The organism is Legionella micdadei (assembly GCF_000953635.1).
Classification (GTDB): domain Bacteria; phylum Pseudomonadota; class Gammaproteobacteria; order Legionellales; family Legionellaceae; genus Tatlockia; species Tatlockia micdadei.
In genome coordinates, this window is the sequence record NZ_LN614830.1 from 2,650,822 (window position 1) to 2,676,365 (window position 25,544).

Genomic DNA, 25,544 nt, shown 5'->3' on the forward strand with positions numbered 1-25,544 from the left:
TACTAGCCTTGATCGAACGCCATTTTTGTCTCAATTTTGTTTTTTTGCTCCTGGCAAACTTTAAAGAACATTGCCTAATGAAATAAAAACATACAAATCATTGCGTTACAAGCAATTCTTAAAAAATCGAGCGATTCACCTAAGTTCGGTAGGAAAAGGCCTTATTATTTGAACTTTCTCATATCAATTAAACCTCTTCTTGCGCCTTAGTCTTCGCTTTTTCACGTTCGCTAACGATTTTGCTTGACAGGTCTCTCGTCATAAGCGCTAAATCTTCTGTGCTGATTACATCGCGATCGTGTGGCGGATAACAGGTTGCCATTTGAAAATCTTTGATTAACTCGTTTGCAACCGTTCCAGCATATTTATCCTTCGCCCCACTGGCTCGTTCGACAACAGAGAGATAATTCCTTGTTTCATTGATTCCAAGCAGCGGCATTGAAAACTGCTCAGTGTCTTTAGCCAATAGCGGTAAACTGCCAGCAGGATGACGGAGTTTGCTAAATATAGTCAGAGCACCTTCTTGCTCCTCTTCAATTAGCTCTTCTATCGGCTCAGGTTCATTATAACCATGGAAAGCTAATAAGGCAGCCACACCCCGCTCGATAGGCTCAGCGATATTCGATTCGTGCAGCGCCTTCGTTATCAGAGCGATTTCTTCAGTATCAACCTCTTTTTCAATGCTGAGATTACCGCTTTCAAGCACTTGTTGGAATCCCGAAAGCTGTTTCTGTAATTTAATTAAATAATCATCCGGTGGCGGCTCAACTTTTAAAAACTGATTAAGCTTTAACTGTTTAACCGGTGTCGGGTTGGCATAAAACATACGCGCCCGTACGATCTTGGATTTAAAAAAGATATGAGCCTCACCTTCAGTTTGATCTTTTAAATCGAGTAAATCAATCCGTGATCTTTTTTCAAAAGAAGAACTCTTCGTATCCATATAGCTATTGGCAATACTCGTATCTTTTGTTTGGAAAGAATCCACCTTTGTCACATAAGCTTCGCCAGCTGTTTTAGTAAAGAAGTCCCAGGTCTCTGTTGGGTCTTCAAGCTTCATACAAATTTTAATGTTAGTGTTAGCACCAATTGAAGCGGCTTCCTCTTTTGATGCCTTTTGGAAAGCCGGTAAATCTTGTCCGGCAAAAATTGCCGAGAATCCGAGAGAACGCGCCTGGGCAGGTACGACTGCGAAACCTTGTACAGCATAGTAACCATACTCATCCAAAATACACATATAAGGTGTAGGTGAATTAGTTGGCTTTCGTAAAATCACATCACGATAATCACCTTCAACTTGGTCTCCTAAACCTGCAGCCATCATGGCTTTTAATGAGGATACAATCACTTTACCTAAGTTCGATAATTCATCGGGTGATTTTTCCAAAGCAGGTAACAATACAACCAAAATTCTGCGATTGAGCACCACATCTTTGAAATCAACTTCTGCAAGATTGGTCCTAATGATGTGGCCATACGTATCTGCGAGGGATGAAAATACCCTAACCAACTGCATGGTAATAAATCCATGTTGCTCTAACACTTGAGAAACTTGCTTACCTTTTTTCTCCTTATTGTAACCTGGTAAGTTAAATACATAGTTTCGTAAAGGGTCTGTAACCAGTTTGGGAACTGATTCGATATTAATGCTTTCTTGTTCATCGCGTGGGAAAATTTTGTCAATTACGATTGATTCTAATCGCTGCAAATCAAAATAGTTTCTTATAGTATTTGCGTCAAGTAGTATTGCCCCCTCATCGCGCATGTAGACAAGAAGCTTCATCAACGCCTCAACGAAACTTATAGCCCGGCCTTTCCACATATCACCATCGGAAGACTGGCCTGAAGAGCCCATCAAGCTTACGACAAGCTGGGTTAGCATACTTGAAGAACCCTGACAGAACGGGTTAAGCGTATTGGACAGGCGTTTTTCTTGTGGACCAATAATATCACGGGCCCCTGTCATGAAATTGATCAGTAATAAATCATCTTCTCGCCCCATGCTCCGCACCATTGAAAATACTTTCGCATACAGCGAGTTATCCCCTTTTCCATCGACATAGATAAAACCGCTGGCTTGTACCAGTGCATTGTAGGCAAGCGAAACTAAAGTTTCCGTTTTACCACTACCGGTAGAACCAAAAATCAGTGCGTGAGTTCTTAAATCTTCGTTGGCAAACCACAACTCCTCACCTGTTTTTCGGTCATTACCAAAAAATGCAATGCCGCGTGCAATATTAGGCGTACCCACGCCAGGTTTTAAGTCATTGTAATCTTTAACACGAGCAATTTTCGGTAATCTGAAAGGCAATTTTTGTTTACGTGTATAGGTATAAAAGAAGAATAGAGCCCCAATAATAAGCATTAGACTTGAAATTTCGGAGATATAATAAGCGACAGCCGCCAAGGAAACTAAAACAATAGAAACATTGGTGGGATCAGAAAAAAAATCGCCCATCCGTTGGCCAAGGGTTCTTGTATCCCTTAACAGCAGTGTAGGGTCAATTTCATGTCGCGAATCTATACCACGCATTACGGTTGTAACTCCTGCATCTCTTTAGGCGATAACTTCACTTCTTTCACCGCAATCTCGAGGGCTTTAATTGCTTCATCGATCATCGGTACTAACGAGCGCCTTCCCATTTCCTTTTCAGCGCGCCAGTGGGCAAAAGGTCCTCCGACTTCAACGAAAGGAGTTTGCCTACCAATACTATTAAGCATATACCATAATCGACGATCGAGAGGTTTTAACCACAAAAATTCCGAACTAGGCACAACACCATCATCTCTCGCAGCTGCTAATAATGAAGCTAGCACAGTTAAAAGATAAGCATGTTTCGCGATAATCTCCTGGACATTTTCTGCATTTTGATATTTTTTTAATACCGGTCTTGCCACACTGAAATCCGGTTTTCCAGCAGTAAAAGTTCTATCCAATGTTTCTAAAATTAAATTAGCCGCATCCCTATCTCTGTTCATTCGCGCCATAAAAACTGCCGCTAAAGCATAAGCTTGGGGGGAGCATCGCTCAAATCCATCCCAATAAGGCCCTAATTGCAGGGTGAAAACCCTCTTGGCATCCCCTTTTCTAATTCCAGCAGTCATTTCCTGCCCGGGGACTGGATTATCCAACAGCGCATCTTCTTTTTTTAATAAGTGGTATTTACGCGCAAACTCCATAGGTGTTAAGGCCATAGCCCAAGGACCTTTGTTAATATCGGTGTTGACTAAATCTTCTTTTACAATAGGCATTATAGCGAGCCAGTTATGCTGCTCTTGGGCACGTAAGGTTTTCATATTATGTGCTTTACGAAATTTAAGAGTAATATCAGATTTGTAGAGAAACATTGCCAAAAAAACAAGAATTGCAACGACAGGATAACGGATATAATCACCAACTCCGCGGGTTAAATCGACTAGCTGATCCCACTCGACACTTGCAGGGTCGATGGTCTGCATCACATAAACATTGCTTTCTAATTGAGGATTGTTTACGAATAAAGTGACTAATTTTGCTTCCAGAACATTTAAATAAAAAACAAACGCAACAATATACTGATGCGACGTTTTCCAGATAATAAAGCCGATAATAAACACAAGCACCATGATCCACACAGGTGCCATCGAATTATCGCCACTACCGCCTGATTGTTGTGGTTGTTGAGCCATTCCTAATTCTAATAAACCCGTTATAATCTCAAGTATATACCAGTCTGCGTCAACTGTGGTGTGACTTCAGCTATTCAGTTTGAGTGTTTTTAACCAAACGTCCTTTGATGTAATGATAAGTGCCAGAAGTATGAACGAATCGCGTTATGTTGTCCAAGATTATTGCGCGATCTTTGAGGCTTAATAAAGGCTTCCCAAATTTATCCACAGGAATTTTGTCTGGCGGTATATTTAAAATATCTGCTTGATCGATGTAAATAGCGACATATGCTTCATTCTCTTTATTTTCTTTGGATTTAATGAATGCTCTTACTGCATCCTCATCGGAATAAATAGGACGCGAAATTATTTGCCGGGATAGATTAGCGAGAATACGCTCCCAAGATTGTATAATACTTCCTTCAGAAGAGTAGAGAGAAATAAATATTTCTTGATGATCAGGACGCTGCGAAACCCGATTGATATGAGTTTGTCTTTCAATTTTTGGCTTATTAGCCTCTACTTTGACATCGCTAAGATGTGACGCAAACTTATCGCGTATTTCCCGGAGGTTTTTTCCTATCACACGCAAAAAATTCGACTCATCCCAAGGCCCTGTTTCAATAGCCTCATCCAGCGCTTCTAAAATGGCATGGGCTTGTTGTTTAGTTAATTCGTCTTTCATAGTATATGAACTAGGGTAACATTAGAACAAAGCTGATTAAATTTAGTTTCTACAAAAATTATAACAGTATTCAGCGTAAAACGCTGAATACTGTTTTAGGGCCTTGAAAAGCTTACAGATGTAGTTTCTTCGGGGGACGAATCATGACTTGATTCTGCTTGAGCCATTTGAACTTCTTGAATCTCTTTAGGAAATTCATTATTGATAGCGCTTCCAGTCCTTTTAAGTGCTTTACCTAACGTTGCAGATGCAGTCATATTCCCTGGAGTCTTACTAATCGCCATCATTTTATCGGTCTGACTATTTAACCTTTGCAAACTATGTAATGTATCTATTCCGACAGCGATAGGCACACCGGAAGGTTCTCCTTCTGTCGGGGAAGAACTGGAAAGCAAATCTGTCGCTGAACTCTTGCTCTCACTTGTCAATTTAAAATGCGTATACGGATTGCGCAACATACAGTAGGTACTCCAATACCAAATTCTAATTTACTACCAACATTAACAGATATTTCCTTAAGATAAGCTTAAGGGAGGCTAAACTTTCACTTTTTTTACACTTTGTTTGATTAAAACAATCTGAGCTAGCTAAGAACTCACGGGATTGAGTTAAACGACCAACTTTTTGGGCATCACCATAGGCACTGAAGGATCGATGCTGCAAAGCACGGAAAAGCAAGTTTTGGCCAAGATTGTAGAATCGAAAAGGTACACTAGTCATACATTAACTCATCTAAGGGGGTGTAATCCTTACTCGGACCTCCTTGAATTAATTCATTTAATACGTCCGTCATACACAATAAACGCAAAGCATTAGGAGTCACTTCATCAAAGACAACCCGTATTCCTAGCAGAGCATTTTCTGCCTCATCAAAAGTAGCACCAAGTCCATAACCCAGACAGAGTGAGCAAAGTTGATCAGCACGACGGGCTATGGCCGGAAGTAAGCCCGTGTCAGAAAATACTTCTTCGTAGGTAACAAAACGATCGTTTAAATAGAATTTAGCATTTAAAGCCGCAGCAATTTTAGCCATGCATTTACGAATATCAGTTTCCATTATTTCCACCAAGGTTGTGACGAGCGCAAAGGGCCTGCCAAAAAGTTTCTAAGCCAACGCAAAAAAACTGGAACAGTAAATCCGTAATGTTCAATGATGCCAAAGAAAACTGTTGACACAAGAACTAAAATACCGGTCCAAACCCTAATATGCATCAGAAAAAGAAAAATTGGAAAAGCAGCTCTTGCATCAACCAGGAAAAAACGAGCGCTTCTAGCCGAATCGCGCCAGTGGGATGTTTCAGAAAACCCGGCCATAAAAATCCTCGGATAAAAACAGAACTATATAGGGTAAAGTATATACCCAAGAAACTTGAAAATGCTATTTTTCAGGGCAACATTGTAGAATTAAAAACTTGGGGGAATTGACCGACTTGAGCGATTTCGTTTCCGATTAAGGCACGTTAGGTCGCTTTGACTGGATTTAAATAGATGCAGATAGCCCCATCAGCGAATCACTAATTTCATCGGTAACACATCGGGTTTATTCAATGAGTAATTTAAAGCTTGTTTGAAGGACCACCTTTCGTCGGGGTTAGAGAGGCTTTTAATACATCAGCCATATTTGGTTTGAGTTCAGCCTGTTTCTTTTCTCTTTCTTTTTTCTGAGCGTCAGCAGCAACATCATGCACTCGATTTTTTTGCTGTACATTGGCACTGGCCTTTTTTGCACCAGGATTTAATGTCTTCAACATATTTTTAGTGCTTGTTGACATAGCTAGCTCCAAGGAGAATTGATAGTTTCATCATAACAGGGAAATATTAAGGTTTTCTTAAGGATTAAAAAAAAAATAAAAACCGTTTAAATAAAGCAGATAAACTAAAAAGCTCGCACCCATTCTAACTCCCGGGTTCTGGGGATAAACCGAGAAACCGTGGCTGTACCGGTAAATCCGTTACTAAGAAAGATTTGTTTCAGCTGATGAGGAATCAGGAAAAAAAGTAGTTAAATCACGTTCCAAAGACGGATAATCTATTTTCCCTGAAGCTAAAACTGGAATTTTAACATTAGGTAAAACTGTCTGAGGAACAAGTAGTTCTGGGTATTTTTGTGCATGCACATGATGGATAAAAGCCGATTTGCTTGCTTTAGCATATTCTGAAAAGAGTATAATTTGCTCCCCCTTACGAGGGCATTTTCTGCTGAGAGCCGCATGGAGTTGCTCCGGCCATAAAGTGGAGGCAATAGACTCAATGACAGATAAGGAAATCATTTCCCCCCCTAGCTTAGCAAACCGCTTTATTCTGCCTATAATAGATAAGAAACCTTCGTCATCTTCGACAACAATATCCCCCGTAGCATACCACCCGTCATTTTCAATTGGGTTTGCTTTATCAGGGGTTAAATAAGCAGACATGACATTCGGACCGCGAATAACCAATCTACCTCCCTCAGCTATTCCCTCAACAGGCTCAATTCGATATTCGATAGAAGGCAGAACCAATCCTACACTATCTGCCCTGGAGGCTAAGGGACAGTTCAGTGAAATCACAGGGGAGGCTTCTGTTGCCCCATAACCTTCATAGATTTGCACATTAAAGGTTTCCCGCCAGTAGTGCATCGTTTCAGATCTAACCTTCTCAGCTCCGGCAAAAATATACCTTAGCGAACTGAAATCCTTAGGTCCTGCCGCCCTGGCGTACCCTGTCAAAAAAGTATCCGTTGCAAAAAAAATCGTTGCTTTAGTTTCATGAACAAGACCTGAAATTATTTTAAAATGCAAAGGAGAGGGATAGAAAAAACAGGAGTTCCCGGCGACCAGCGGTACAATGGTCCCGGCAGTTAAGCCAAAAAAATGAAAAATCGGTAATGCATTAAAAAAGATATCCTGAAGAGCAAAATCCACACGCGACATCATTTGATAACAATTTGCCAAAATGTTTTTGTGAGTTAGCGCTACTCCTTTAGGCACACCTTCTGATCCAGAAGTAAACAGCACTAAAGCAGAGGTATCAGGCTTAACGACCCCACTTACTAAGCGATAGGTCAGGCTTGGCAAAGTACTTTTTAATAATCCAGCAAACTTACGCGCCAGATTAATTTTGGGCGCAAAATCCTCAAGAAATCTTACCATAAATCCAGCTTTGTCCAATTCTTCAACTAATGTCTCAAGTTTTGCTGTCTGGATAAATTGGCGGGAAGTATAAATGGTTTTAATGCCCGCTGCTTGACAGACAGAATAGAGATTATAAAAACCACTGCTAAAATTGAGCATGGCAGGAATTCGTCGATATGCCTGTAAAGCAAAAAAACTGACAGCGCCGGCAATAGTGGTCGGCATCATCACACCCACCATCTCCGATGGTTGAGTTTCACTTTTAAACTGCCTTCCCAAGATAAAACATCGAGCAATAAACTGACGAAAAGAGATAGGCTGCCGGTTGTAATCTTCAATCCATGAACCTTGACTGTAGGCGTGTTTTGCACCTTGAAGTATCGCAGCAAAAAGGGATTGCTCCGTATTAAAATTGAGGAAAGCCATTTCACTAAGTAACAAAAATAACCTTCTACCCCAGCTCTTTTCATCTTTGTGTTGGGCATTTAAGGAGAGGCTCTCCATAAGATGAAGGGTAATTTTTGGAAAGAAATAGATTGCATGTTTCTCTTTAGCAAGAGAGAAAAAACTATGCTGCGCCCCTTCTATACGAATAGGTCTTACTTCTCTCCCTAATTGCCGTAAGACAAAGCCGTAATCATCAAAACTTTTGACCTCATTTTTAAATTCTTGTGGAAATAACACCCATGATTTGTTTTCAGCTTCGATCGTTTTAATAAGTCTTTGCTTGGTTGATGATTGAGACAAATCCAGAAAAACCACTTCTGCAAATAATTTTAGAACCTTAACCCACAATTTATCATGCAACTGTGGTTCTAAAACAAAATTTAAGCGTTCAGGTAAAAATAAAGCGAGTAAGAGAGGATCAATCACAGAAGTACAATTGGCAATGATAATAGACGATTCTTTAAGCATCGTTCCCCTAATCTTTACCCGGAACCATTGGGCAAGAGTGAATTGAAACAACCACTGTACCGGTTTAACTAGGAGCTTCTGCCACTCTTTTCTTAACATGGTTTTAAAATCCCTTAGGGGGTTAAAAATTTTATACTCATTTAGAAGAATCATTGCAATACAGCCTCCCTGAAGCAATCCCTGCTTGCCCAAATTACCCTGGTGTAATAAAGTGTGAGCCATGTGCCTTAAAAACCAATTTCTAAAGACATTTTGCATCCTAGCGGTACTGATTGCTAGTGCAATTATTTTTCAAGAGAAAGCGCCGATTATTCTTAGTAGTATTAAAGGACTAGGTTGGTTAGCGCCTATCCTTTTTCTACTGATATATTGCTTGGCTACTATTCTCCTGTTACCCACCATGGTTTTGACACTCGCTGGAGGCGCCTTATTCGGCCCATTACTCGGAACCCTTTTCAATCTGATAGGGGCTACACTCGGGGCAGCTTGTGCCTTTTGCATTAGCCGTCATCTAGCCATTGATTGGTTAGCCGCTAAACGAGGGCCAAAACTAAATAAATTAATATCCGGGGTAGAGCGCGGAGGCTGGCAATTTGTTGCTTTACTGCGCCTCGTACCCATCGTGCCCTTTAACTTAGTTAACTATGGTTTAGGCATTACTCAAATTAAGTTTAGTCACTATATTCTGACTACGTTCATCTTTTTAACACCGGCTGAAATTATCTACACTTACTGCGGCCACGCAGGTATGGATGCGCTCACCCACCCCACCCCCCTTTATAAAAACACTAGCATTCTTGTTCTCTGCCTCTTAGCCTTAGCATTCTTAGGGTATAAATTTTTTAAACACTCCCAACGGAATAGCTCATTCCCTTTGGTTTCTCACGATTTGATTACGGGATCTAAGGATAACGATGGATTAGCGGATCCGTCTGACATGCTGCGCGAAACTGAAAAGGGGAGAGAACATACCCTATCCCCCCACAACAACTTCTGCAAAAAGGATTAGTCGTACTCTTCAAGCATTAAAAAACGGCTTAATGTCTCTAAAATTGGGTGTTTTACGGTGTAAGCATGATTATCAAAGGTACGAACAGGCCGGATACCTTGTAGGGCATTGCATGTGAACGCTGCCTCTGCTTCGATCAAATTATCCTTGCGTAATTCCAATTCAAGGCAAGGAATTCCCTGTTTTTTACTTAGAAACAATAGTCGCTCTCGTATGATTCCAGGTAAAACACCACTGTGTAAGGGAGGGGTAATCAATTGATTGTTTTTTATGATAAAAAAATTAGCAACTGTGGTTTCTGTCGCATGATTTTGAAAATTAAAAAATAAAACATCATCAAAACCAGCTGATTGTGCATACCGAAGCGCAATAATCGCTTCTAAGTAATTTATCGATTTCAATTGAAAAGTAGGATTTTTTGCATCGCGTTGCCAGGGCGCACTCATAAGAGAAAGTGGTTGAGGACTTCGAGTGTATGGGAATGCGGTAAGAATAAGGGTTGTTTCCTTACTACGCGCTGAAAGGCCGCGTGGAGCCCTACCGCTACTTAGAATGGCTTTAATCCCCCCTTCTTGAATGGCATGTAATTTAATGCATTCATTGAGCTTTTCAAACCATACTTCAAAAGAAATATCAAAAGTTAAACCTAAGAAAGAGGCAGATTTTTTCAACCGTTGCCAGTGAGCCTCTGGAAAGCAAGGCTTATTTTTAACCACTCGTAATGTTTCGAAAAGGCCTTCACCTAAAAAGATGCGATCATCAGCTGTAAAACACAGGTTGGCATCATGTTCCTGAACCATTACGAGCGTTGACATTTAGTTTAATAATCGTCAAAGTCGTCTTTAAGCTCGGCTTCCAAGCGCATATCATCTAGCTTGTTTTCGAGGCGTCGACGTGCATCCATCGTATAAATTTCATCAGGTATGTCAATATCAACATCCTCATCCAGAGAACCGGCAAATACATCACTTTCAACAAGATCGTCATCTTCTTCAAATATATCGCTCATTGTACTCTCTCAAGTCAAGGTTAGTTAATCACGCTTTAGGCCGGTCCCTAAAATCTTGCCAGGAGCGAAAAAGCGCAAAATAGGAGTAAGAATTGCGTTCGATCAAGGAATAGCCAACTCTATCAAACGCGATTTTTACCAAATTTGGCGCTTTGAAACCCGTCAAAAACTTTAGGGGCATTGCCCTAGACAAGCACCAATAATTTTGCCGTATATACCTTATTTTTTTTATTATGCCTAGATCTTTTAAAAAATTCTCCTCATCCAACTTGAACTTAGGTATTTATCTGGGCAATAATCGACGAAAAGTGAAAAAAATCAAACTATGCCCAACCGCTTTAAGCTTGCCCTCAGACGAAGTTGTCGACAAATTCGCGAAAATTTACCGCTTGAATATCAGCATACAGCCTCTGCTAGAGTGTGCACGCGAATTCGTGGTATGCATGAATATCGACATGCAAAACGAATTGCTCTTTATCAAGCAACACGAGGAGAAATTAGCCTAAACGCGTTATGGAATTCAGCACCCCTGCAAGGCAAATTTTGTTATTTCCCAGTTCTTAGAGAAAACAAAACCTTGTTATTTTTACCTGCCACACCAGCAACCCCTTTCGTAAAGAATCGCTATGGCATTGACGAACCTGATGTAGATACATCACAAGCCATAGAGCCTAAATCACTCGATATCATTTTCATGCCGCTCGTTGTTTTCGATCATTACGGTACGCGTCTTGGTATGGGAGCAGGCTATTATGATCGGACTTTGGCTAAAGAAGATCATCCCATGCTTGTTGGCGTTGCTTATGAGTTTCAACGCTACCCGTATATCGAACCCCATACCTGGGATATTCCGCTTACAGCGGTGGTGACTGAAAAGACAGTTCATTGGAGTAAAATAAAAAATGACTAAATATTGGTTAATGAAATCTGAGCCTTCTTGTTTTAGCATTGATGATTTACGTACCTCACCCCAGCAAACAACACATTGGGATGGTGTACGTAATTACCAAGCCCGTAATTTCATAAATAATATGACGGTGGGCGATCAGGTCTTATTTTATCATTCTAATTGTAATCCTCCGGGGATTATCGGCATCGCAGAAGTCGTCAGCAAACCCTACCCTGACTATACTGCCTTTGATCCAGATAGCGAGCACCCCGATCCCAAAAGCACTCCCGACAATCCAAGATGGTATATGGTAGACATCCGTTTTAAAGAGAAATTTAAAGAAATTATTCCGCTTGATACTTTAAAGCGATACCCTCAACTTGAAAAGATGCCTTTAGTTCGTAAAGGTAACCGTTTGTCTGTTCTGCCTGTTACTCAAGATGAATGGTTATTCATTACCCAAGAGCTTACTGTTGGGTAGCAATTCGCGCCACACATCGAAACACTCTCATCTAGATCTGAATTTTTGGGTAACGAAAAGTTACCCAAGAAATGTAGCACTTTTGTCTCAAAGCGCGTCGACCCCTACCTCTCCTGTTCTTATCCTCACTACTTGCTGCAACTCATAAACAAAAATCTTACCATCCCCAATTTTACCGGTATAAGCGGCTTTGCAGATAGCATCAATTGCTGCTTCGACCATATCATCTGACAAAGCAAGTTCAATCTTTATTTTTGGTAAAAAATCAACGACATACTCTGCCCCACGATAAAGCTCTGTGTGCCCTTTTTGCCTACCAAACCCCCGCGTTTCCGAGATGGTTATACCGGGTACACCAATTTCCATCAGTGCTTCGTGTACATCATCCAGCTTAAAAGGCTTAATAATGGCAGTAAGCATTTTCATAGTCATTCCTTCTCTCATTAGTTGGATGCAAAGCCATCAATAAAACCGATCAGGGCTAAATGGCAATGGATTCGTGATTGTGTCTTGCCCTGTCATCATTTCGGCAAGTAAACGACCCGTAACTGGCCCTAACGTCAATCCGTGATGAGCATGCCCAAATGCAAACCAAAGTCCATCATGGAGAGGTGCTTTACCAATAATAGGAAGCATATCGGGTGTGCATGGCCTACTTCCCATCCAAGGCAATTCTTCCAAGCGATGAGTGATGGGGAACAGTGTTCGGGCGATAGGCTCTACTGAGTCAAGTTGTACAGGCGTTTTTCTTGAATCACGTTTTGCAAATTCTGCTCCAGTAGTTAAACGAACACCTCGCGTCATCGGAGTTACCAAGTAGCCATTTTCAATATCGAGCACCGGATGGGTAAGTTGCGCATTCGGCTTTGTATTGTAATGCATGTGGTACCCACGCTTGACCGCAAATGGAAAACGATACCCAAATCGAGAGCTCAAAACATCAGACCAGGGACCTAATGAGATGACTGCCGAATCCGCTTGAATTTGGCCATCCCTTGTCTTAAGGCACCATTGATCCGTTAGAGTAAACGCGTCGCCAAAAAAGAACCGTCCCCCCATGCGCGTAAAGTGGTTTGCGTAGGCATTAACTAACGCTCCCGGATCACTGACAGACTCTGATTCCGTATAGCGAAGTGCACCTAATAAAGTTTGGTCAAGATCAGGTTCAATGCGGCGCAATGAAGCCGGATCCAAATTTTCAAACTGAATGCCGTAGTCTTTTTGGCATTGTTCAGCGAAACGTGTTTCTTTGTCTTGCGTTTTCGCTGTTCTAAATACTTTGAGCCATCCGTCTGACCGAAATAAATATTTAGCCCCAGCGACCTCAGCTAAAGCATGGTGTTCCCTAACACTATGCTGAATTAGCGTTGCATACGAACGGGCAATTTCAGCATGTCGCTGAGGATGCGAGTGAAACCAGTATTTCCACAGAAAGGGGGCGAGCTTTAATAGGGATCTTAGATGGTACCTCACTTCAGGTGAGCGGTTAAATGCATATTTAATTAAGGAAGTAACCTCTCTTGGGAACGGGTACGGGTACACTCCTTCCCGTTGAATTAATCCAGCGTTGCCAAATGAAGTTTCGCTTCCAGGTGCTTTTAAATCAATCAAAGCCACCGAACGCCCTCTCATTTGCAAATGGATGGCAACCGATACCCCAACGATTCCGCCCCCCAGTACCATGGCATCAAATTTCATCACTTGAAACTGCCTCCTTTTCATGAGAATGGCTTCATTCTATGTGAGATTGATTGCTATTGTAAATTCGATTTGTTTTTATTAATATCAATTAAAATATAACCTATTTGTTAATTAACCAACCTCAAAGGTGGAAATCATGGCAAAGGAACAACGTGACTCATCTTTACCTATCCCCATTCCTCGAAGAAAGGATTTTGATCTTTCGAAGGAAACTACTTTTTTCTCCTCGCCTAGACAAGAGTTTTTCTTTTCTCCTCGAGAAGAAAAGAGGGCAAAAGCCAGAAAGGATGCAGCAAGATTGATGGAAGAAGGCTTAGCTGACATGAAAAGCAGGGCAAATCAAACCACAGAAACTACACAACCAGTTAAAAGTGCAACAAAATTGTAACCCACTTTCCGCCGTAGAGTTTATTTTGTTTGGATGAGGCAAAAATGATTCAATCAGCTCGGTTTATACGCTAACAAACGAACAGAGGAAGATCTCTTTTAACGAAGTCTAAACAAAAATAAACTACTGCAGAATGTGGGTTGTAATTAACAGGCCAGTGAATTTAACAATTCTAGTAGAATTAATAGATAACCATTGCTAGACTGTCGCGATAGTCGCGCACAGGGAGACCCGTTATGTTTGACCCAAAACAATTTGATGATTTGGCTAAGAAGCTTTTTGCCAGTTTACCCGGAAGCTTCCAAAATTTCGAAAATGAGATTCAACAAAAATTTAAGGAAATTCTTCAGGCTACTTTCGCGCGTATGGATTTGGTCACTCGGGAGGAATTTGACGTACAAATGAAAGTATTGGCAAGAACCCGCGAAAAATTAGATGCATTACAAAAACAAGTTGATGCCTTACTGGTACAAAAATCAGCAAAGAAAACGGATGAGCGGCAGTAGAGGCTGAAAGTCATCCCAGTAAAATAGCCTTGTCCAATCTTAAAATCAGGAAGAAAAATGAATCTCGCATTTAGCAAAACGCGCTCTGCCGTCGGTATTCAGGCACAGCCCGTCTCAGTTGAAGTCCATTTATCAAACGGGTTACCCAGTTTTACTATCGTTGGACTGGCTGAAACCGCCGTAAAAGAAAGCAAGGATCGTGTACGCAGTGCAATCCTAAATAGCCAGTTTGATTTTCCCTGCCGTAAAATCACGGTCAATTTAGCACCCGCCGATTTACCTAAGTCAGGCAGCGGCTTCGATTTGCCTATAGCCATTGGTATTCTTGCCGCCTCTGGACAAATTTCTTCACAAAAACTCGCTTCACATGAATTTATTGGCGAGCTGGCATTAAGCGGTAATCTACGAGGCATATCAGCAATCATCCCCGTGGTTCTTGCTGCCCATCGGGATAAACAATTATTGGTCATCGCCGCGGCTAATGCAGAAGAAGCTTCTCTTGCCGGGCAGGACGGTGTCTATGTTGCCAATAATCTTCGCGAGGTCTGTAGTTATTTATGCCAGGATACGCCATTGCAACCCCTACCCCCCAAGCCAGATGCTTATCATTCTGGGAATGAATTGGATTGGTCCGATGTTAAGGGGCAACATCATGCTAAATTAGCCTTAGAAATAGCTGCCTGTGGAGGTCATAGCGTTTTATTATGCGGCCCCCCAGGCAGTGGTAAGACTATGCTAGCTAAACGTTTCAATACGCTATTACCCCAATTGACCGAAGAGGAGGCTCTGGAATGTGCAGCGATAAATTCAATTCATGGACGGCAACTTGATTTCCACAAATGGCGTTGCCCTCCTTTCCGCTCACCACATCACACTGCGTCACCCGTTGCGCTTGTGGGTGGCGGTAACCCCCCTAAACCCGGTGACATTTCCCTCGCCCATCACGGTGTTTTATTTCTCGATGAACTACCTGAGTTCCATAGACATGTTCTAGAAACCCTTCGCGAGCCCTTAGAATCAGGCCATATTTGCATCTCCAGAGCTGCAGTGCAGACGGATTTTCCGGCAAAATTCCAACTTATCGCAGCCATGAATCCTTGCCCTTGCGGTCAGTGGGGGAATCCTCAAGCCGACTGCTTATGTACACCTGAGCGAATTAACCGTTATTTGGCAAAATTATCTGCCCCTTTACTGGATAGAATCGATATGCAAATCAATGTTCAAGCGCTTCCTCAATCGGAGTTGATTAAGCCTCACGAACATGGAGGGACACAAAGTGATGAGATAAGGCAATTCGTTACAAAAACTCGGTTAATACAACTGGAACGCCAAAACTGCATCAATGCTCAATTAAGTGTGAAGGATTGTGAGCGTATTTGCGAATTAAAAGACGAAGAACGACAATTTCTAAGCTATGCACTAGATCGCCTTAAATTATCAGCTCGCGCCTATCACCGCCTTCTTAAAGTAGCGAGAACTATTGCAGATATGAATGGATTAGCACGAGTAGAACTTAGTTGCTTACAACAGTCACTATCGTTTAAGCAGACGATTAAGCAGCAAAGTAAAGAATAAATTCTAAAGCCTTCTTTGTAACGAAAGAGATTCATTACTGGGTTGGATGAATTTATATTCACATCAGTGAGTAACTTTAATTTATGATGATTTTAATGCCCTATCTAATTGGAATTGATCTGACGGAATAGCAGGACTCAAAAGTTGAGTATCGTCTTTCGATTTTGATAATAATTTTTTGGCAGGTTTAACACAAATAACAGCATCAAAATTATGGCTCCCGTAGAATCCTTCTAAGGCAATGTTCGGTAATTTGTTTTGTGGATTTTTATGTAGATGATTTCCCCCTTCATCATAGATAAAGATAGAAACAGTATCCCTTTGTTCATTTAAAGCGGTTTTTAATCCCATGATAGATTTAGGCCCATACTCCAGTTGACTATTGGGATGCAGGTCTACTATGTGTGCTGCTCCTCCTAGAAAAATAGCAACCACATTTTCTTGCTTAAAAATATCACCATCAAAAACATTTTCAAAAACAGGATTTGCTGTACGTATTCGGTTGATACAGGTTGAGATAATGATGGAGCTATAACCTGTAAGTTCGTTTTCAGCGGCTATTATTGGGATTCCAGAAATTATCGCTTTTTTAGCAAGCTCCGAATACATATTTATATTTAAATTTTGGGGTTCAACAAAAGGGCATTTTTTGAATATAGCCTCCAAATCAGATGTAAAGTTTTTATTTTTAACCCCTTCATCAATTTTAATCTGGTCTTTTATCGATATGTGCTCTAGTATGAGAATCACTTTCCTATCACAAATAAAAACCCCTTGTTCGATTTCCTCCAACAGGTCAATCAAGGCTTCCTTGGGTGTGTAATCAAAATGATCCTCTGCAATAAGAATTTTTTTAACGGCTGGATTTATTAAAAACGACTTTATCATCTCAACAACTTTAGACATCCCAATTTGTCCTTATATAAACTATTCTTAACTTTTTCCCATTGAGCTTTTGGGCTTTTATTTAGTAATAATTTATTGCTATTAAATAATATTTAAACCAGATATTCCACTCAAAGAAGTATTATCGTCTGTTGGAAGACAAGAGAACAACTTCAAAATAGAAAACAACGCAATGGAGATGGCAGCCGCCGAAGACATTTGGCTTTTAACAGGAAAGTTGTATCGAGATACAGAGAATTAGCATTTAGATATCTTATTTTCTATAACCCCGATAGAAATTGATTGAAATTTATAAAAAATGATTTATATTGGATCTGTTTTTGTAAAAAATTATACTTCTGCAATTTATTTAATAATGTCTTAAGACACATAAGGGCTCTTTTCGTAATTAAACAATGCAGAAACATGAATTTTGAGCGTGAGGAAGTCATAAAGGCATATTATTAGGGAAAAATTATGAATAGGGAAATGATTGAATTATTAATATCTTCCAAAAAAAATGACGAAAAAATAATAAAAAAACTTACGGTATGGTTCACAAATAATAGTTTACTAATCGATGAAAAATACCTATTTGATCGAAACGTTTTTCACCTTTTAATAAAAAAAAATAAACTCAATGTCATTGAAGCGCTTTGCTCGAATCCGAATTGGCGAAGAAAAGCGTTAGAGCCTGACAAATTCGGTAATACCATTTTGCATTATGCAATTAAAAGTTCTAAAGCAATCGACCTAGGCCGATTAATAAAATTATTCCCAGAACTGATCAATAAACCAAATAACTCTAAGAATACACCGCTGCATGAGGCTGTTTTAGCAGAAAAAATCGATGCAGTTAAGCTTCTTTTAGAACATCCTGCAGTTGATCGATCCATTAAAAATCATACAGAAAGTACAGCCTTAAGCTTGGCTCGTGATAGAAAAGAATTAGCACCTCTCTTTTTTTATGTTGATCCCTCCTTAATAACTTCACTGAACTTAAAATCCCGCATAACCCCTGAAACCGTTGATGGAAATTTTAGGGCTTTCTTCCCTTTAATGTGTTCAAAAAGCCGATCCAGCCCCCGCTCGGCACTATCATCATCGCCCAGAGCTAAGGAATCTACTTCCTCTACTCTCACTCTTTTCGCCTCTAGGGCTGCTGAAAATAACCAAAAGGCGATTGAGGAAGCTGTGATCAGGGCAAGGCAATTTTTAAAACTTATTGCCCGTGCGCATCAAGAGAAAGAGTCATCTATAAAATGTCAAAACTTTCAACACGAGTTCAATGTTTTATGTGTGAGTGATCCCTTTGTCGAACATCTAAAATTAAGCAGTGAAGAGCAAACTCTGGGCACTTACGAAGTGATAAGCAATTCCCTAAGAACATTACATCCTTTGGCTGATAAAAAATATTCTACCTATCAAAAAGAAGCTTATTACTTGCAAACATCACTCATTCCATTGCTACTTAATAATATTCAAAGAGTTGATCTCGAACCCCGAGGAAAACCTCAAATTGACATTTCTGAAGCGACTAATGAAGAGCTACTAAACCATTTATGGCTTTTAACTGCTGGTCAATCCGATTTTGATAAACAGCGGGAGATTAACTTTGCAGTCATAAATGAAAGCGCTATTAGTTTGCTAAGCAGCTTTCCATTAGAAAAAATATTGATTCAATTAAGAGTCTTATATTCATCTTTTGACTTTAACCAGAAATTAATTGCAAATTTCATTCTCGTCCAACTACTTCTTTATTCCGGAGTAAATGCTTTTCCTTTTGGGCCTGCATTTCACATGCAATTAAGGTTTTTCTGTAAGAAAAATGTGAATTTCAATACAGGGTTAGCCGAATTGGGTGAAGAATTAAACATTATTCTACAAATGGCAGCTAAACTATCTTCTGCATTATTAGATGAGCCGATAATCAGAAATTTTAGTAACTTAAATCGGCTCGTTCAATTCACTTTTGTGAGTAAATTACATTCTTTTGATCAATTAGTTGATTGTGCAATCGCATTTCCCCGTGAGGAAAGAGCAAAATACGTTCAATCTATAGCGAACGAATTAAGAATGTTGACTATGATGTTTTATCAGGAAGTGTCAATTTGTGAATTTAATAACTGTTATTGGTCGAAAGAAGAAACGAAACATCTTTCTCCATCAATTGTAAAATTCACAGACTATTTTAATAAATTAAGTTTCTATTTTATAGAAAAAATATTGAATCAACCAAGTGATAACACTAGAAACGCATTACAATTTCTAATTGAGCTATCGCAAGCCCTATGCGCTCTCGGCGAGGAGAAATACCCTGATCTTAATCATCTACAAGTTTTAGCAAGTGTGTTTAGCAGTAGTAATATTTCCAGACTAACTGTGGAGTTAGGAAAGCTATCTACAACAGATCGAAAAACAATTGAAGAAATTTGCACAATAGCTAGCAATTTGAAAAACTATCAATATATGAGAGAAATATGCACTACACACCGGACTGCCCTGCCCTTTTTAGGCCTCTTTCTCACTGATGTCACTTTCGCCCGGGATGGGAACGAGAATGCACTGCATCGAAGAGCTGTTGTGGGGGAGATCTTAAAGACTATTCTTGAAATAAAACTAAAAATTAATTCTGAATGTCTTATTTTTGTAACCGATTTACCGCAATTTATAAATACATATCCCTTGCCAGAAACGGGAAATTTGGAGGATAAACTCTATATTTTATCTCGCAGAATACAACCTAGAAAAACCGATCATATTGATTTTGATAAGTTGCGATCAGAAAATCCAGGGGTAGTTATTGATCAACTTTCTTCTTTTCTAAAAGAGGATATTTTGCCTAGTTCATTCTTCGATAAAAAATCACATCCTCCTAGCCAGTTTGCCGAGGTATTTATAAGCTTTTTTGAAAATTCCCTTAGTCACTTTCAAGCACAACATAATGATTCTGATGTTGCTAACTTGATGGATAAATTCCAAAATGCTGTCGAAAATATTTTTCGGATAAATAATACTTACTATTTTCCTAAAAAGCTTTCAAGCAACCTTAATCCCATATACTACTCCGGTAGAATACAAGAACTGAGAAAGCAGGTGCTAACTGATTCATCTCAAAATCAAAGAAAAATGACTCCAGCGAAAGTTGTTTTAACCTCAATTAAAAGAAAAAGCATGGATCCCTTAAAAGGGTATTCTTTATTTTCATCGAAAATGGGAGATGAAAAAGAGGATAAAGCCAATTCCGCAGTGCCAACAACTGAGATTCCTTAAATTTAAAGATATTATTACCACTTAGGGCTTTCCGAAATAGCCCCGCTATATTACTTTTATTTAAGACCGCAATATGACCTTTTGTGGTAAAACGAATAGGTGGACGTTACCTAGTTAGGCATTGATTTTTTTTAAAATTTCCTCGATAGGTAACCCCATTACATTGTAGTAGGACCCTTCTATTTCTTTAATAAAGGTTTCGTATACGTTCTGAATGCCATATCCTCCCGCTTTATCAAAAGGATCGCCCGAATCAATATAATTTTGTATTTGTTGCTCTGTCAGGGAGTGAAAAGTAATGGTTGTTGTCACACAATCAATCCACCACCGTTTTTCTGGTAGAAAAATAAGCGCATACCCCGTATAGACTTCATGGGAATTGCCGCTTAGCATACTTAGCATTCTGTATGCATCTTCGGGATCGCAGGGTTTTTCTAAAATATGGCTCTGATAATACACTGTAGTATCTGCTGCCAGGATTAAATCAGCTGTGTCTCCTACTACCTGCAGTAAAATAGTTTGCGCTTTTTCTTTTGCAAGTCGAGTGACATAGGCTTTAGCATCCTCGCCTTCTTGCTTGATTTCATCGATATTGGCGGGCTTAACCACAGCATCCAATCCGTGCTCTCGCAATATTTGCAAACGTCTTGGAGAGTTGCTAGCTAGAATTAGTCTTAAAGGATAAATAGGCTTCATAAAAATAGGTTGCCCTTCTGAACTCATTGTTTCTTTAGAGAAAACAGCTCGTCTGCTATTTCGATGAATGATCTCCCTAAATATGAGTTACGTGTTACAGATTCGTTTACAACCCACTTTTTAATGCATTGTATTGCAAATGTAAATTATTTTATCTTTTTCTTGCTGGTCCTATTGCAAATTTCTAATTCCCTAACCATTTCATTTACCATCGTTTGCAATTGTTCAATTTCAGTATCTTTGTATTTATTTACTTCTTCCATCTCTTTAAGGTTCATGAGAGCTGCATTATCAATTTCATTTTTTAATACTAGAATTGAAGAATTTAATTTATCTCTAAAGTCAGATCGTTTTTTCTGCATTTCTTTTTGGCAATCCAAACACATTTCTTCTAATTCCGAACTAAAATCAATAATGATTTTCCCTGATTTATTTTCTGGATTTTCCCTTTTTAGTAAAGACATCTTAATCTCCCGCATTAGTTATTTAATTAAAAAATGAATGAATTAATTTTTATGATATTTATAAAATATAGACCAATTTCATCAAGAGAAATGTAGATTGTTATAAGGATTTATTTAACTCAATTATATTTCAATATAAAAGCTATACTATTTTTATCAAGTGAGCTGATGCCGGAGGGCATTGATGGCTTATCATAAAGATCTGCATACCCCGACATCCAAGATTGATTATCAAGAGTTTGATCGGCATTTATTTAAAGAAACTAGCTTGCTTGAAGAGTGGTTTATTGAAGAATATTTCATGGAGAGGGAATTAGCAATTGGCGCTGAAATTGAATTTTTCCTTCTTGATAAAGAATATAACCCTCTACCAGAAAATTTAGCTTTCATTGATCGAGTGAATCAGCCCTTTTTAATACCTGAAATCGGTGCATGGCACTTGGAAATCAATACTTCACACTTTAGTCTGTATGGCGATTGCTTTAGTTCTTTGCATAAGAATATTTTGGAGTTATGGAATCATTGTTTAAGCATTGCTAACGATCGTAATGCTTATTTAGCTTTAATTGGAACCTTACCAACTGCTACTGAAAGATGCCATTTACCAGAATATATGACCAATAAACCAAGGTATCATATCCTCAATTCCTGCACAGCAGCCCTGTGTGGAGGACAGATATCCAAAATTCATATCGAAGGTCCTAAAGAAGCCTTGATAATGAGGCCTAAATCCTTAGTAATCAATGGCCTTATCTCAGCATTCCAAATGCACATTCAAATTGGGTTAAGCCAATCTGTGCAATACTATAATGTTGCCCAAGCACTTGCAGGGCCTATCTTGGCCATTTCTGCTAACAGCCCTTTTTTATTGGGGCATCAACTGTGGAGTGAAACGAGAATAGCTTCATTTGATCAATCCTTGACATTGCGCTTATTTGATCGTGATAGAGGATTTAAATGCTGTTTATTCGGAACTAATTATTTGCATAATTCTTTTTTCGAACTTTTCGACCAAAATTTCCAATATTTCCCTCGTCTTCTACCCGAGGTTTTTCCTGAGTTTCCACCAGAAAAGATGTTTCATGTGAGAAGGCAAAATGGTGTGGTTTATCGTTGGAATCGCCCTGTGATTGATTTTAACCCCAATTTAAAACCACATTTACGCATCGAACACCGTGGCCCCCCTTCTGGTCCAACCATTATTGATATGATGGCAAACGCTGCTTTCTTTTATGGGCTTCTTCATTATTTTGCAATCCAATCAGTACCCATCGATCACCTCTTGCCTTTTCATGATGCAAGACGGAATTTTTTTAATGCAGCACGCTTTGGTCTTCAAGCAAAATTTAAGTGGTTTGCCAATCGCGAAGTCAATGCTCTCACTCTTCTTGAAGAATTGCTTCCCCTAGCCTATAAAGGGCTAGAAGCACTCGGTATTACTTCAGACGATATCCAGGGTTATTTAGGAATTATCAAACACCGGATAAAATCGAAAATTAACGGAAGTCAGTGGCAAAGTAATTTTATCGAAAAATATGGGAAAAATTTCTATAATTTGATGACAAGTTATTTGGAAAATCAATACCAAGAGCGTCCTATCTCTGAATGGAAAGCATAAGGAATAATGATGAATACTTCTTCTGCTGCTAACCTTAAAAATCATCCTCTATTCATTGATTTTTCTCAAGAGGAATACTCTTTTATTCGCGAACACAGCCAAACTAAACACTTTCGAGCCGGTGAAACAATCATGTCTCAAGGCTCTTATGGGGACGAACTTTACCTACTCCAAAAAGGCAGAGTGCTCGTGTACGTTACTTTGCCCGGCGATACGCAAAAACTGGCAACGAAACTTGATAGCGGCCAAATTTTTGGGGAGGTTACCTTTCTAACACAAACACCGATTACCGCTTCAATTGTTGCTGAGAACGATTGCACTTGCTTAAGCTTTTCTCGAGAAATTTTAAATACACTTCATTTTTCCCATCCTGTCACTGCTTACAAATTCGAAACCAATATCATCCGGCAAACCCGAGAAAAAATTATCAATCAAATTCTTCTACTTATTTCGTTACTCGGAAAAATAGCTGGACAGGCAGATATTTCATCACAACACGCGCTTCGCCTCTTTAATCATAAAGCTCAGTGTAAAAAATTACCGAACGCTAATTTAGACTTTAATTACCTTAAACAAATCCATTTTTTTTCTGCCTTACAGGAGAAAGATTTTCTTTTCTTATTATCGTTCATGTCTTTTCGCCAATATGATCGTGGCTATCCGTTTCAATTTCTTAACTCAGTACACTCGCGGTTGTGCATTCCGTATTCAGGTGCGGTAATGATGTTTATTAAACAAGATGAAGTATTAAATAAATCTATCGCAGTTTCCGGCATAGGCGAAATCTTTTTAGAAAATCCAACGAGTCTCTTTCCTGAATTCCAGCAATACGTGGCTTATCTCACCAGCGAAAGATCTACAATTCTAGAATTGGATTTTGATGCGTATTACAAAATTCGTGATCTTAATCCAGGCCTTTTCTTTCATATTAGCCGAGAGATAAATCATCACATTGCCCGTTTAGTTTACATTGTAAATCGGCAATTTGTCAGAATTAATTGTGAATATGAAAACTTGATAGGATAAGACTATGTGCAGAGTATTAATTTATCTTGGTCAAAATGAATCAAGCATTTATGACTTACTTTACGGCCCAGACAATGGTTTAGTTCACCAAAGTTATGCTCCGCAGCTCATGAAGCACATTCAAAATCTTGCCGGACTTGGATTTTGTGCTTGGTCTAAGTCATCCCATTATCCTGAAGAGCCTTATCTTTATAAAACAACTTGCTTACCTTTTTTTGATAAAAATCTTTTTCGCTTATCAAAAAAATTAACGACCAATTGTATGGTTGCCCATGTGCGTGGAGTGGAATATAAAATAATAGAAACCGTCTCAGAACAAAATGTCCATCCATTCAAATTCGACGATGCTCATTTCGCTTTAGCCCACAATGGCAGTTTAGCGCACATGGACCGCCTGAAAGTGGCATTGGTCAAATACATCAAACCTCAATTAATGAGCATGATTAAGGGTACAACAGACAGTGAATGGGTTTATGTGTTGTTTTTATCTCAATTTAAAGATTTCAGAGAAAATGTGCCAATGGAAGAAGCGTTTCAGGCCATTATTAACACCTTTGAAATTCTAGGAAAAGCAAGGAAAGAATGCGGCATCGAAGAGGCTTCACCCGTTAATTTATTCATTACGAATGGCGAATATCTTTTTGTTACCCGTTTTGTTTTCGACTTTGGCTGCAACACGTCTAATGTACAAAAAGCATTCCTTGGATATCATAGTCTTTGGCTAACAGTAGGTGAGAGCTATAGTATAGTGGATGGTATTTATAAAATGCATGGAACAGGGATAAGGCGTAACATTCTTTTTGCTTCAGAACCATTGTCCACCGACCGTACAACCTGGATAGAGTTGCCTGAATATTCAATTACCCAAGCATGGATCCAAGATGAACAAGTGAAATTTAGAACGTTTGATTTAGTGGTAAATTAAAATGCACAATCTGTGGGCATGACCACTAAATCCCTAATGCATATTTTCTGCGGTAACTTCCAACAGAACATAATGATATCAGCTAATTCCTCTGGCATGATAAAAGTAGGATTACCTAATAGTTCGCAATATTCTTCAAAGCTAATACCCATATTGGCATGAATATTCGTCTTAATTAATCCCGGTGCAATATTCATAATTCTTACCCTATTCTTAGCTTCAGCCATCTGCAAACTCTCAGCCACACTACGAATAGCGTGTTTACTGGCATGGTAGCTGACTCCTAGAGGCCCCGGCTTTCGATCACCTATCGAGCTAATATTGATAATTGTTCCTGATTTTCTCTCAGACATATCTGACAGGACAACTTTTATACCATTAATGACACCATTGATTAGCACTGCAATTTCATTCTCAATTTTGTCGATTGGCATATCTTTAAATTCACCAATATTAATTAGACCAGCATTGTTAATAAGGCATTCTGTTTTCCCGTATTTTTTTTCAGCATTACGAATGGCTTCTTCTAATTGTAAATAATTGGTCACGTCCACCTGAGCATAACTAATTTCGCGTCCTTTTAATTCAGGCAATGGTTCAATATGACGACTGAGCAGCAAACAGGGGTGGCCTTCTTCTGAAAAAGTATTTGCCAAAGCCCTGCCAATGCCGGCACCAGCACCTGTGATCACAACGAGAGGTTTTTTATTACTCATACCAAAATCCTTGTAGAGTCAA

General features: G+C 39.3%; 26 protein-coding genes. 10 read left to right on the top strand and 16 right to left on the bottom strand.

The features are described from left to right. Positions 1–187: 187 nt before the first annotated feature. The 8 genes from LMI_RS11735 to LMI_RS11775 form a co-directional block, all read right to left on the bottom strand. Positions 188–2,533, bottom strand: coding sequence for a TraM recognition domain-containing protein (locus tag LMI_RS11735; RefSeq protein WP_045099969.1), 2,346 nt, complete (start codon positions 2,531–2,533; stop codon positions 188–190). Next, on the bottom strand, positions 2,533–3,669 hold the full coding sequence (gene icmP / locus LMI_RS11740; protein ID WP_045099970.1) for a type IVB secretion system coupling complex protein DotM/IcmP: 1,137 nt from the start codon (positions 3,667–3,669) through the stop codon (positions 2,533–2,535). The genes LMI_RS11735 and icmP overlap by 1 nt, the downstream gene beginning before the upstream one ends. 70 nt (positions 3,670–3,739) lie before the next feature. After that, the gene (icmQ, locus tag LMI_RS11745) at positions 3,740–4,333 is read right to left on the bottom strand and encodes a Dot/Icm secretion system protein IcmQ (RefSeq protein WP_045099971.1); all 594 of its coding nucleotides are present in this window, start codon (positions 4,331–4,333) and stop codon (positions 3,740–3,742) included. Between the two features lie 95 nt (positions 4,334–4,428). Continuing rightward, positions 4,429–4,791: a protein MigB gene (gene migB / locus LMI_RS11750; RefSeq protein ID WP_045099972.1), complete on the bottom strand. Its 363-nt coding sequence runs from the start codon at positions 4,789–4,791 to the stop codon at positions 4,429–4,431. 254 nt (positions 4,792–5,045) lie between these two features. After that, the gene (locus tag LMI_RS11760) at positions 5,046–5,390 is read right to left on the bottom strand and encodes a type IV secretion IcmS family protein (protein ID WP_045099974.1); all 345 of its coding nucleotides are present in this window, start codon (positions 5,388–5,390) and stop codon (positions 5,046–5,048) included. After that, positions 5,390–5,647 (bottom strand): IcmT/TraK family protein, encoded by a 258-nt coding sequence (gene icmT / locus LMI_RS11765; protein WP_045099975.1) that lies wholly within the window; start codon positions 5,645–5,647, stop codon positions 5,390–5,392. The genes LMI_RS11760 and icmT overlap by 1 nt, the downstream gene beginning before the upstream one ends. A gap of 242 nt (positions 5,648–5,889) precedes the next feature. Beyond that, positions 5,890–6,105 carry a hypothetical protein gene (locus tag LMI_RS11770; protein WP_045099976.1) on the bottom strand — a complete coding sequence of 72 codons (216 nt, stop codon included), beginning with the start codon at positions 6,103–6,105 and terminating at the stop codon, positions 5,890–5,892. A gap of 183 nt (positions 6,106–6,288) precedes the next feature. Beyond that, on the bottom strand, positions 6,289–8,460 hold the full coding sequence (locus LMI_RS11775; RefSeq protein WP_045100745.1) for an AMP-binding protein: 2,172 nt from the start codon (positions 8,458–8,460) through the stop codon (positions 6,289–6,291). A 121-nt stretch (positions 8,461–8,581) separates the two neighbouring features. On the opposite strand from LMI_RS11775, the gene LMI_RS11780 reads away from it, so the two are divergent. Then, a complete protein-coding gene (locus LMI_RS11780) occupies positions 8,582–9,370 on the top strand; it encodes a TVP38/TMEM64 family protein (RefSeq protein ID WP_064102980.1) in 789 nt (262 codons plus the stop codon). On the opposite strand, the gene LMI_RS11785 is transcribed toward LMI_RS11780, so the two are convergent. Beyond that, positions 9,367–10,185, bottom strand: a complete 819-nt coding sequence (locus LMI_RS11785) for an aminotransferase class IV (protein WP_045099977.1) — start codon at positions 10,183–10,185, stop codon at positions 9,367–9,369. The genes LMI_RS11780 and LMI_RS11785 overlap by 4 nt on opposite strands. Positions 10,186–10,190: 5 nt before the next feature. Beyond that, positions 10,191–10,379, bottom strand: coding sequence for a hypothetical protein (locus LMI_RS11790; protein WP_045099978.1), 189 nt, complete (start codon positions 10,377–10,379; stop codon positions 10,191–10,193). Positions 10,380–10,704: 325 nt separating this feature from the next. Between LMI_RS11790 and LMI_RS11795 the strand changes: the two genes are divergently transcribed. Together LMI_RS11795 and LMI_RS11800 are read left to right on the top strand one after the other, a co-directional pair. Beyond that, positions 10,705–11,289, top strand: a complete 585-nt coding sequence (locus tag LMI_RS11795; protein WP_045099979.1) for a 5-formyltetrahydrofolate cyclo-ligase — start codon at positions 10,705–10,707, stop codon at positions 11,287–11,289. After that, positions 11,282–11,749 carry an EVE domain-containing protein gene (locus LMI_RS11800; RefSeq protein ID WP_045099980.1) on the top strand — a complete coding sequence of 156 codons (468 nt, stop codon included), beginning with the start codon at positions 11,282–11,284 and terminating at the stop codon, positions 11,747–11,749. The genes LMI_RS11795 and LMI_RS11800 overlap by 8 nt, the downstream gene beginning before the upstream one ends. A gap of 87 nt (positions 11,750–11,836) precedes the next feature. Here the strand turns inward: LMI_RS11800 and LMI_RS11805 are convergent, their stop codons facing one another. Together LMI_RS11805 and LMI_RS11810 are read right to left on the bottom strand one after the other, a co-directional pair. Next, positions 11,837–12,175: a P-II family nitrogen regulator gene (locus tag LMI_RS11805; protein WP_045099981.1), complete on the bottom strand. Its 339-nt coding sequence runs from the start codon at positions 12,173–12,175 to the stop codon at positions 11,837–11,839. 36 nt (positions 12,176–12,211) lie between these two features. Further along, the gene (locus LMI_RS11810; protein ID WP_045099982.1) at positions 12,212–13,447 is read right to left on the bottom strand and encodes an NAD(P)/FAD-dependent oxidoreductase; all 1,236 of its coding nucleotides are present in this window, start codon (positions 13,445–13,447) and stop codon (positions 12,212–12,214) included. 139 nt (positions 13,448–13,586) lie between these two features. Here LMI_RS11810 and LMI_RS11815 point away from each other — a divergent pair, with 139 nt between their 5' ends. The 3 genes from LMI_RS11815 (at position 13,587) to LMI_RS11825 (ending at position 15,919) form a co-directional block, all read left to right on the top strand. Further along, positions 13,587–13,838: a hypothetical protein gene (locus LMI_RS11815; protein ID WP_045099983.1), complete on the top strand. Its 252-nt coding sequence runs from the start codon at positions 13,587–13,589 to the stop codon at positions 13,836–13,838. A gap of 236 nt (positions 13,839–14,074) precedes the next feature. Continuing rightward, positions 14,075–14,344 (top strand): ubiquinone biosynthesis accessory factor UbiK, encoded by a 270-nt coding sequence (gene ubiK, locus LMI_RS11820; RefSeq protein ID WP_045099984.1) that lies wholly within the window; start codon positions 14,075–14,077, stop codon positions 14,342–14,344. Positions 14,345–14,401: 57 nt separating this feature from the next. Then, positions 14,402–15,919 carry a YifB family Mg chelatase-like AAA ATPase gene (locus tag LMI_RS11825; RefSeq protein ID WP_045099985.1) on the top strand — a complete coding sequence of 506 codons (1,518 nt, stop codon included), beginning with the start codon at positions 14,402–14,404 and terminating at the stop codon, positions 15,917–15,919. 81 nt (positions 15,920–16,000) lie between these two features. Here the strand turns inward: LMI_RS11825 and LMI_RS11830 are convergent, their stop codons facing one another. Next, positions 16,001–16,825 (bottom strand): hypothetical protein, encoded by an 825-nt coding sequence (locus tag LMI_RS11830; protein WP_045099986.1) that lies wholly within the window; start codon positions 16,823–16,825, stop codon positions 16,001–16,003. A gap of 456 nt (positions 16,826–17,281) precedes the next feature. Here LMI_RS11830 and LMI_RS11835 point away from each other — a divergent pair, with 456 nt between their 5' ends. Then, positions 17,282–20,077, top strand: coding sequence for a RasGEF domain-containing protein (locus LMI_RS11835; protein ID WP_045099987.1), 2,796 nt, complete (start codon positions 17,282–17,284; stop codon positions 20,075–20,077). 114 nt (positions 20,078–20,191) lie between these two features. Here the strand turns inward: LMI_RS11835 and LMI_RS11840 are convergent, their stop codons facing one another. Then, complete coding sequence (locus LMI_RS11840) at positions 20,192–20,773, bottom strand: Maf family protein (RefSeq protein ID WP_045100747.1); 582 nt, start codon at positions 20,771–20,773, stop codon at positions 20,192–20,194. A 146-nt stretch (positions 20,774–20,919) separates the two neighbouring features. After that, positions 20,920–21,237: a hypothetical protein gene (locus LMI_RS11845; protein WP_045099988.1), complete on the bottom strand. Its 318-nt coding sequence runs from the start codon at positions 21,235–21,237 to the stop codon at positions 20,920–20,922. Between the two features lie 184 nt (positions 21,238–21,421). Between LMI_RS11845 and LMI_RS11850 the strand changes: the two genes are divergently transcribed. The 3 genes from LMI_RS11850 to LMI_RS11860 are packed head-to-tail and all read left to right on the top strand — an operon-like array spanning position 21,422 to position 24,806. Further along, the gene (locus LMI_RS11850) at positions 21,422–22,855 is read left to right on the top strand and encodes a glutamate-cysteine ligase family protein (RefSeq protein WP_045099989.1); all 1,434 of its coding nucleotides are present in this window, start codon (positions 21,422–21,424) and stop codon (positions 22,853–22,855) included. Positions 22,856–22,861: 6 nt separating this feature from the next. After that, positions 22,862–23,881, top strand: coding sequence for a cyclic nucleotide-binding domain-containing protein (locus LMI_RS11855; protein ID WP_082050745.1), 1,020 nt, complete (start codon positions 22,862–22,864; stop codon positions 23,879–23,881). A 4-nt stretch (positions 23,882–23,885) separates the two neighbouring features. Then, positions 23,886–24,806, top strand: coding sequence for a class II glutamine amidotransferase (locus LMI_RS11860; RefSeq protein ID WP_045099991.1), 921 nt, complete (start codon positions 23,886–23,888; stop codon positions 24,804–24,806). On the opposite strand, the gene LMI_RS11865 is transcribed toward LMI_RS11860, so the two are convergent. Next, positions 24,803–25,522, bottom strand: a complete 720-nt coding sequence (locus tag LMI_RS11865; RefSeq protein ID WP_045099992.1) for an SDR family oxidoreductase — start codon at positions 25,520–25,522, stop codon at positions 24,803–24,805. The genes LMI_RS11860 and LMI_RS11865 overlap by 4 nt on opposite strands. Between the last annotated feature and the right edge of the window lie 22 nt (positions 25,523–25,544).

Excerpts from the sequence above, each read along its gene's own strand:
- LMI_RS11735 (WP_045099969.1), bottom strand. The coding sequence starts at position 2,533 with ATGCGTGGTATAGATTCGCGACATGAAATTGACCCTACACTGCTGTTA.
- icmP (WP_045099970.1), bottom strand. The coding sequence starts at position 3,669 with ATGGCTCAACAACCACAACAATCAGGCGGTAGTGGCGATAATTCGATG.
- icmQ (WP_045099971.1), bottom strand. The coding sequence starts at position 4,333 with ATGAAAGACGAATTAACTAAACAACAAGCCCATGCCATTTTAGAAGCG.
- migB (WP_045099972.1), bottom strand. The coding sequence starts at position 4,791 with ATGTTGCGCAATCCGTATACGCATTTTAAATTGACAAGTGAGAGCAAG.
- LMI_RS11760 (WP_045099974.1), bottom strand. The coding sequence starts at position 5,390 with ATGGAAACTGATATTCGTAAATGCATGGCTAAAATTGCTGCGGCTTTA.
- icmT (WP_045099975.1), bottom strand. The coding sequence starts at position 5,647 with ATGGCCGGGTTTTCTGAAACATCCCACTGGCGCGATTCGGCTAGAAGC.
- LMI_RS11770 (WP_045099976.1), bottom strand. The coding sequence starts at position 6,105 with ATGTCAACAAGCACTAAAAATATGTTGAAGACATTAAATCCTGGTGCA.
- LMI_RS11775 (WP_045100745.1), bottom strand. The coding sequence starts at position 8,460 with ATGTTAAGAAAAGAGTGGCAGAAGCTCCTAGTTAAACCGGTACAGTGG.
- LMI_RS11780 (WP_064102980.1), top strand. The coding sequence starts at position 8,582 with ATGTGCCTTAAAAACCAATTTCTAAAGACATTTTGCATCCTAGCGGTA.
- LMI_RS11785 (WP_045099977.1), bottom strand. The coding sequence starts at position 10,185 with ATGTCAACGCTCGTAATGGTTCAGGAACATGATGCCAACCTGTGTTTT.
- LMI_RS11790 (WP_045099978.1), bottom strand. The coding sequence starts at position 10,379 with ATGAGCGATATATTTGAAGAAGATGACGATCTTGTTGAAAGTGATGTA.
- LMI_RS11795 (WP_045099979.1), top strand. The coding sequence starts at position 10,705 with ATGCCCAACCGCTTTAAGCTTGCCCTCAGACGAAGTTGTCGACAAATT.
- LMI_RS11800 (WP_045099980.1), top strand. The coding sequence starts at position 11,282 with ATGACTAAATATTGGTTAATGAAATCTGAGCCTTCTTGTTTTAGCATT.
- LMI_RS11805 (WP_045099981.1), bottom strand. The coding sequence starts at position 12,175 with ATGAAAATGCTTACTGCCATTATTAAGCCTTTTAAGCTGGATGATGTA.
- LMI_RS11810 (WP_045099982.1), bottom strand. The coding sequence starts at position 13,447 with ATGAAATTTGATGCCATGGTACTGGGGGGCGGAATCGTTGGGGTATCG.
- LMI_RS11815 (WP_045099983.1), top strand. The coding sequence starts at position 13,587 with ATGGCAAAGGAACAACGTGACTCATCTTTACCTATCCCCATTCCTCGA.
- ubiK (WP_045099984.1), top strand. The coding sequence starts at position 14,075 with ATGTTTGACCCAAAACAATTTGATGATTTGGCTAAGAAGCTTTTTGCC.
- LMI_RS11825 (WP_045099985.1), top strand. The coding sequence starts at position 14,402 with ATGAATCTCGCATTTAGCAAAACGCGCTCTGCCGTCGGTATTCAGGCA.
- LMI_RS11830 (WP_045099986.1), bottom strand. The coding sequence starts at position 16,825 with ATGTCTAAAGTTGTTGAGATGATAAAGTCGTTTTTAATAAATCCAGCC.
- LMI_RS11835 (WP_045099987.1), top strand. The coding sequence starts at position 17,282 with ATGAATAGGGAAATGATTGAATTATTAATATCTTCCAAAAAAAATGAC.
- LMI_RS11840 (WP_045100747.1), bottom strand. The coding sequence starts at position 20,773 with ATGAAGCCTATTTATCCTTTAAGACTAATTCTAGCTAGCAACTCTCCA.
- LMI_RS11845 (WP_045099988.1), bottom strand. The coding sequence starts at position 21,237 with ATGTCTTTACTAAAAAGGGAAAATCCAGAAAATAAATCAGGGAAAATC.
- LMI_RS11850 (WP_045099989.1), top strand. The coding sequence starts at position 21,422 with ATGGCTTATCATAAAGATCTGCATACCCCGACATCCAAGATTGATTAT.
- LMI_RS11855 (WP_082050745.1), top strand. The coding sequence starts at position 22,862 with ATGATGAATACTTCTTCTGCTGCTAACCTTAAAAATCATCCTCTATTC.
- LMI_RS11860 (WP_045099991.1), top strand. The coding sequence starts at position 23,886 with ATGTGCAGAGTATTAATTTATCTTGGTCAAAATGAATCAAGCATTTAT.
- LMI_RS11865 (WP_045099992.1), bottom strand. The coding sequence starts at position 25,522 with ATGAGTAATAAAAAACCTCTCGTTGTGATCACAGGTGCTGGTGCCGGC.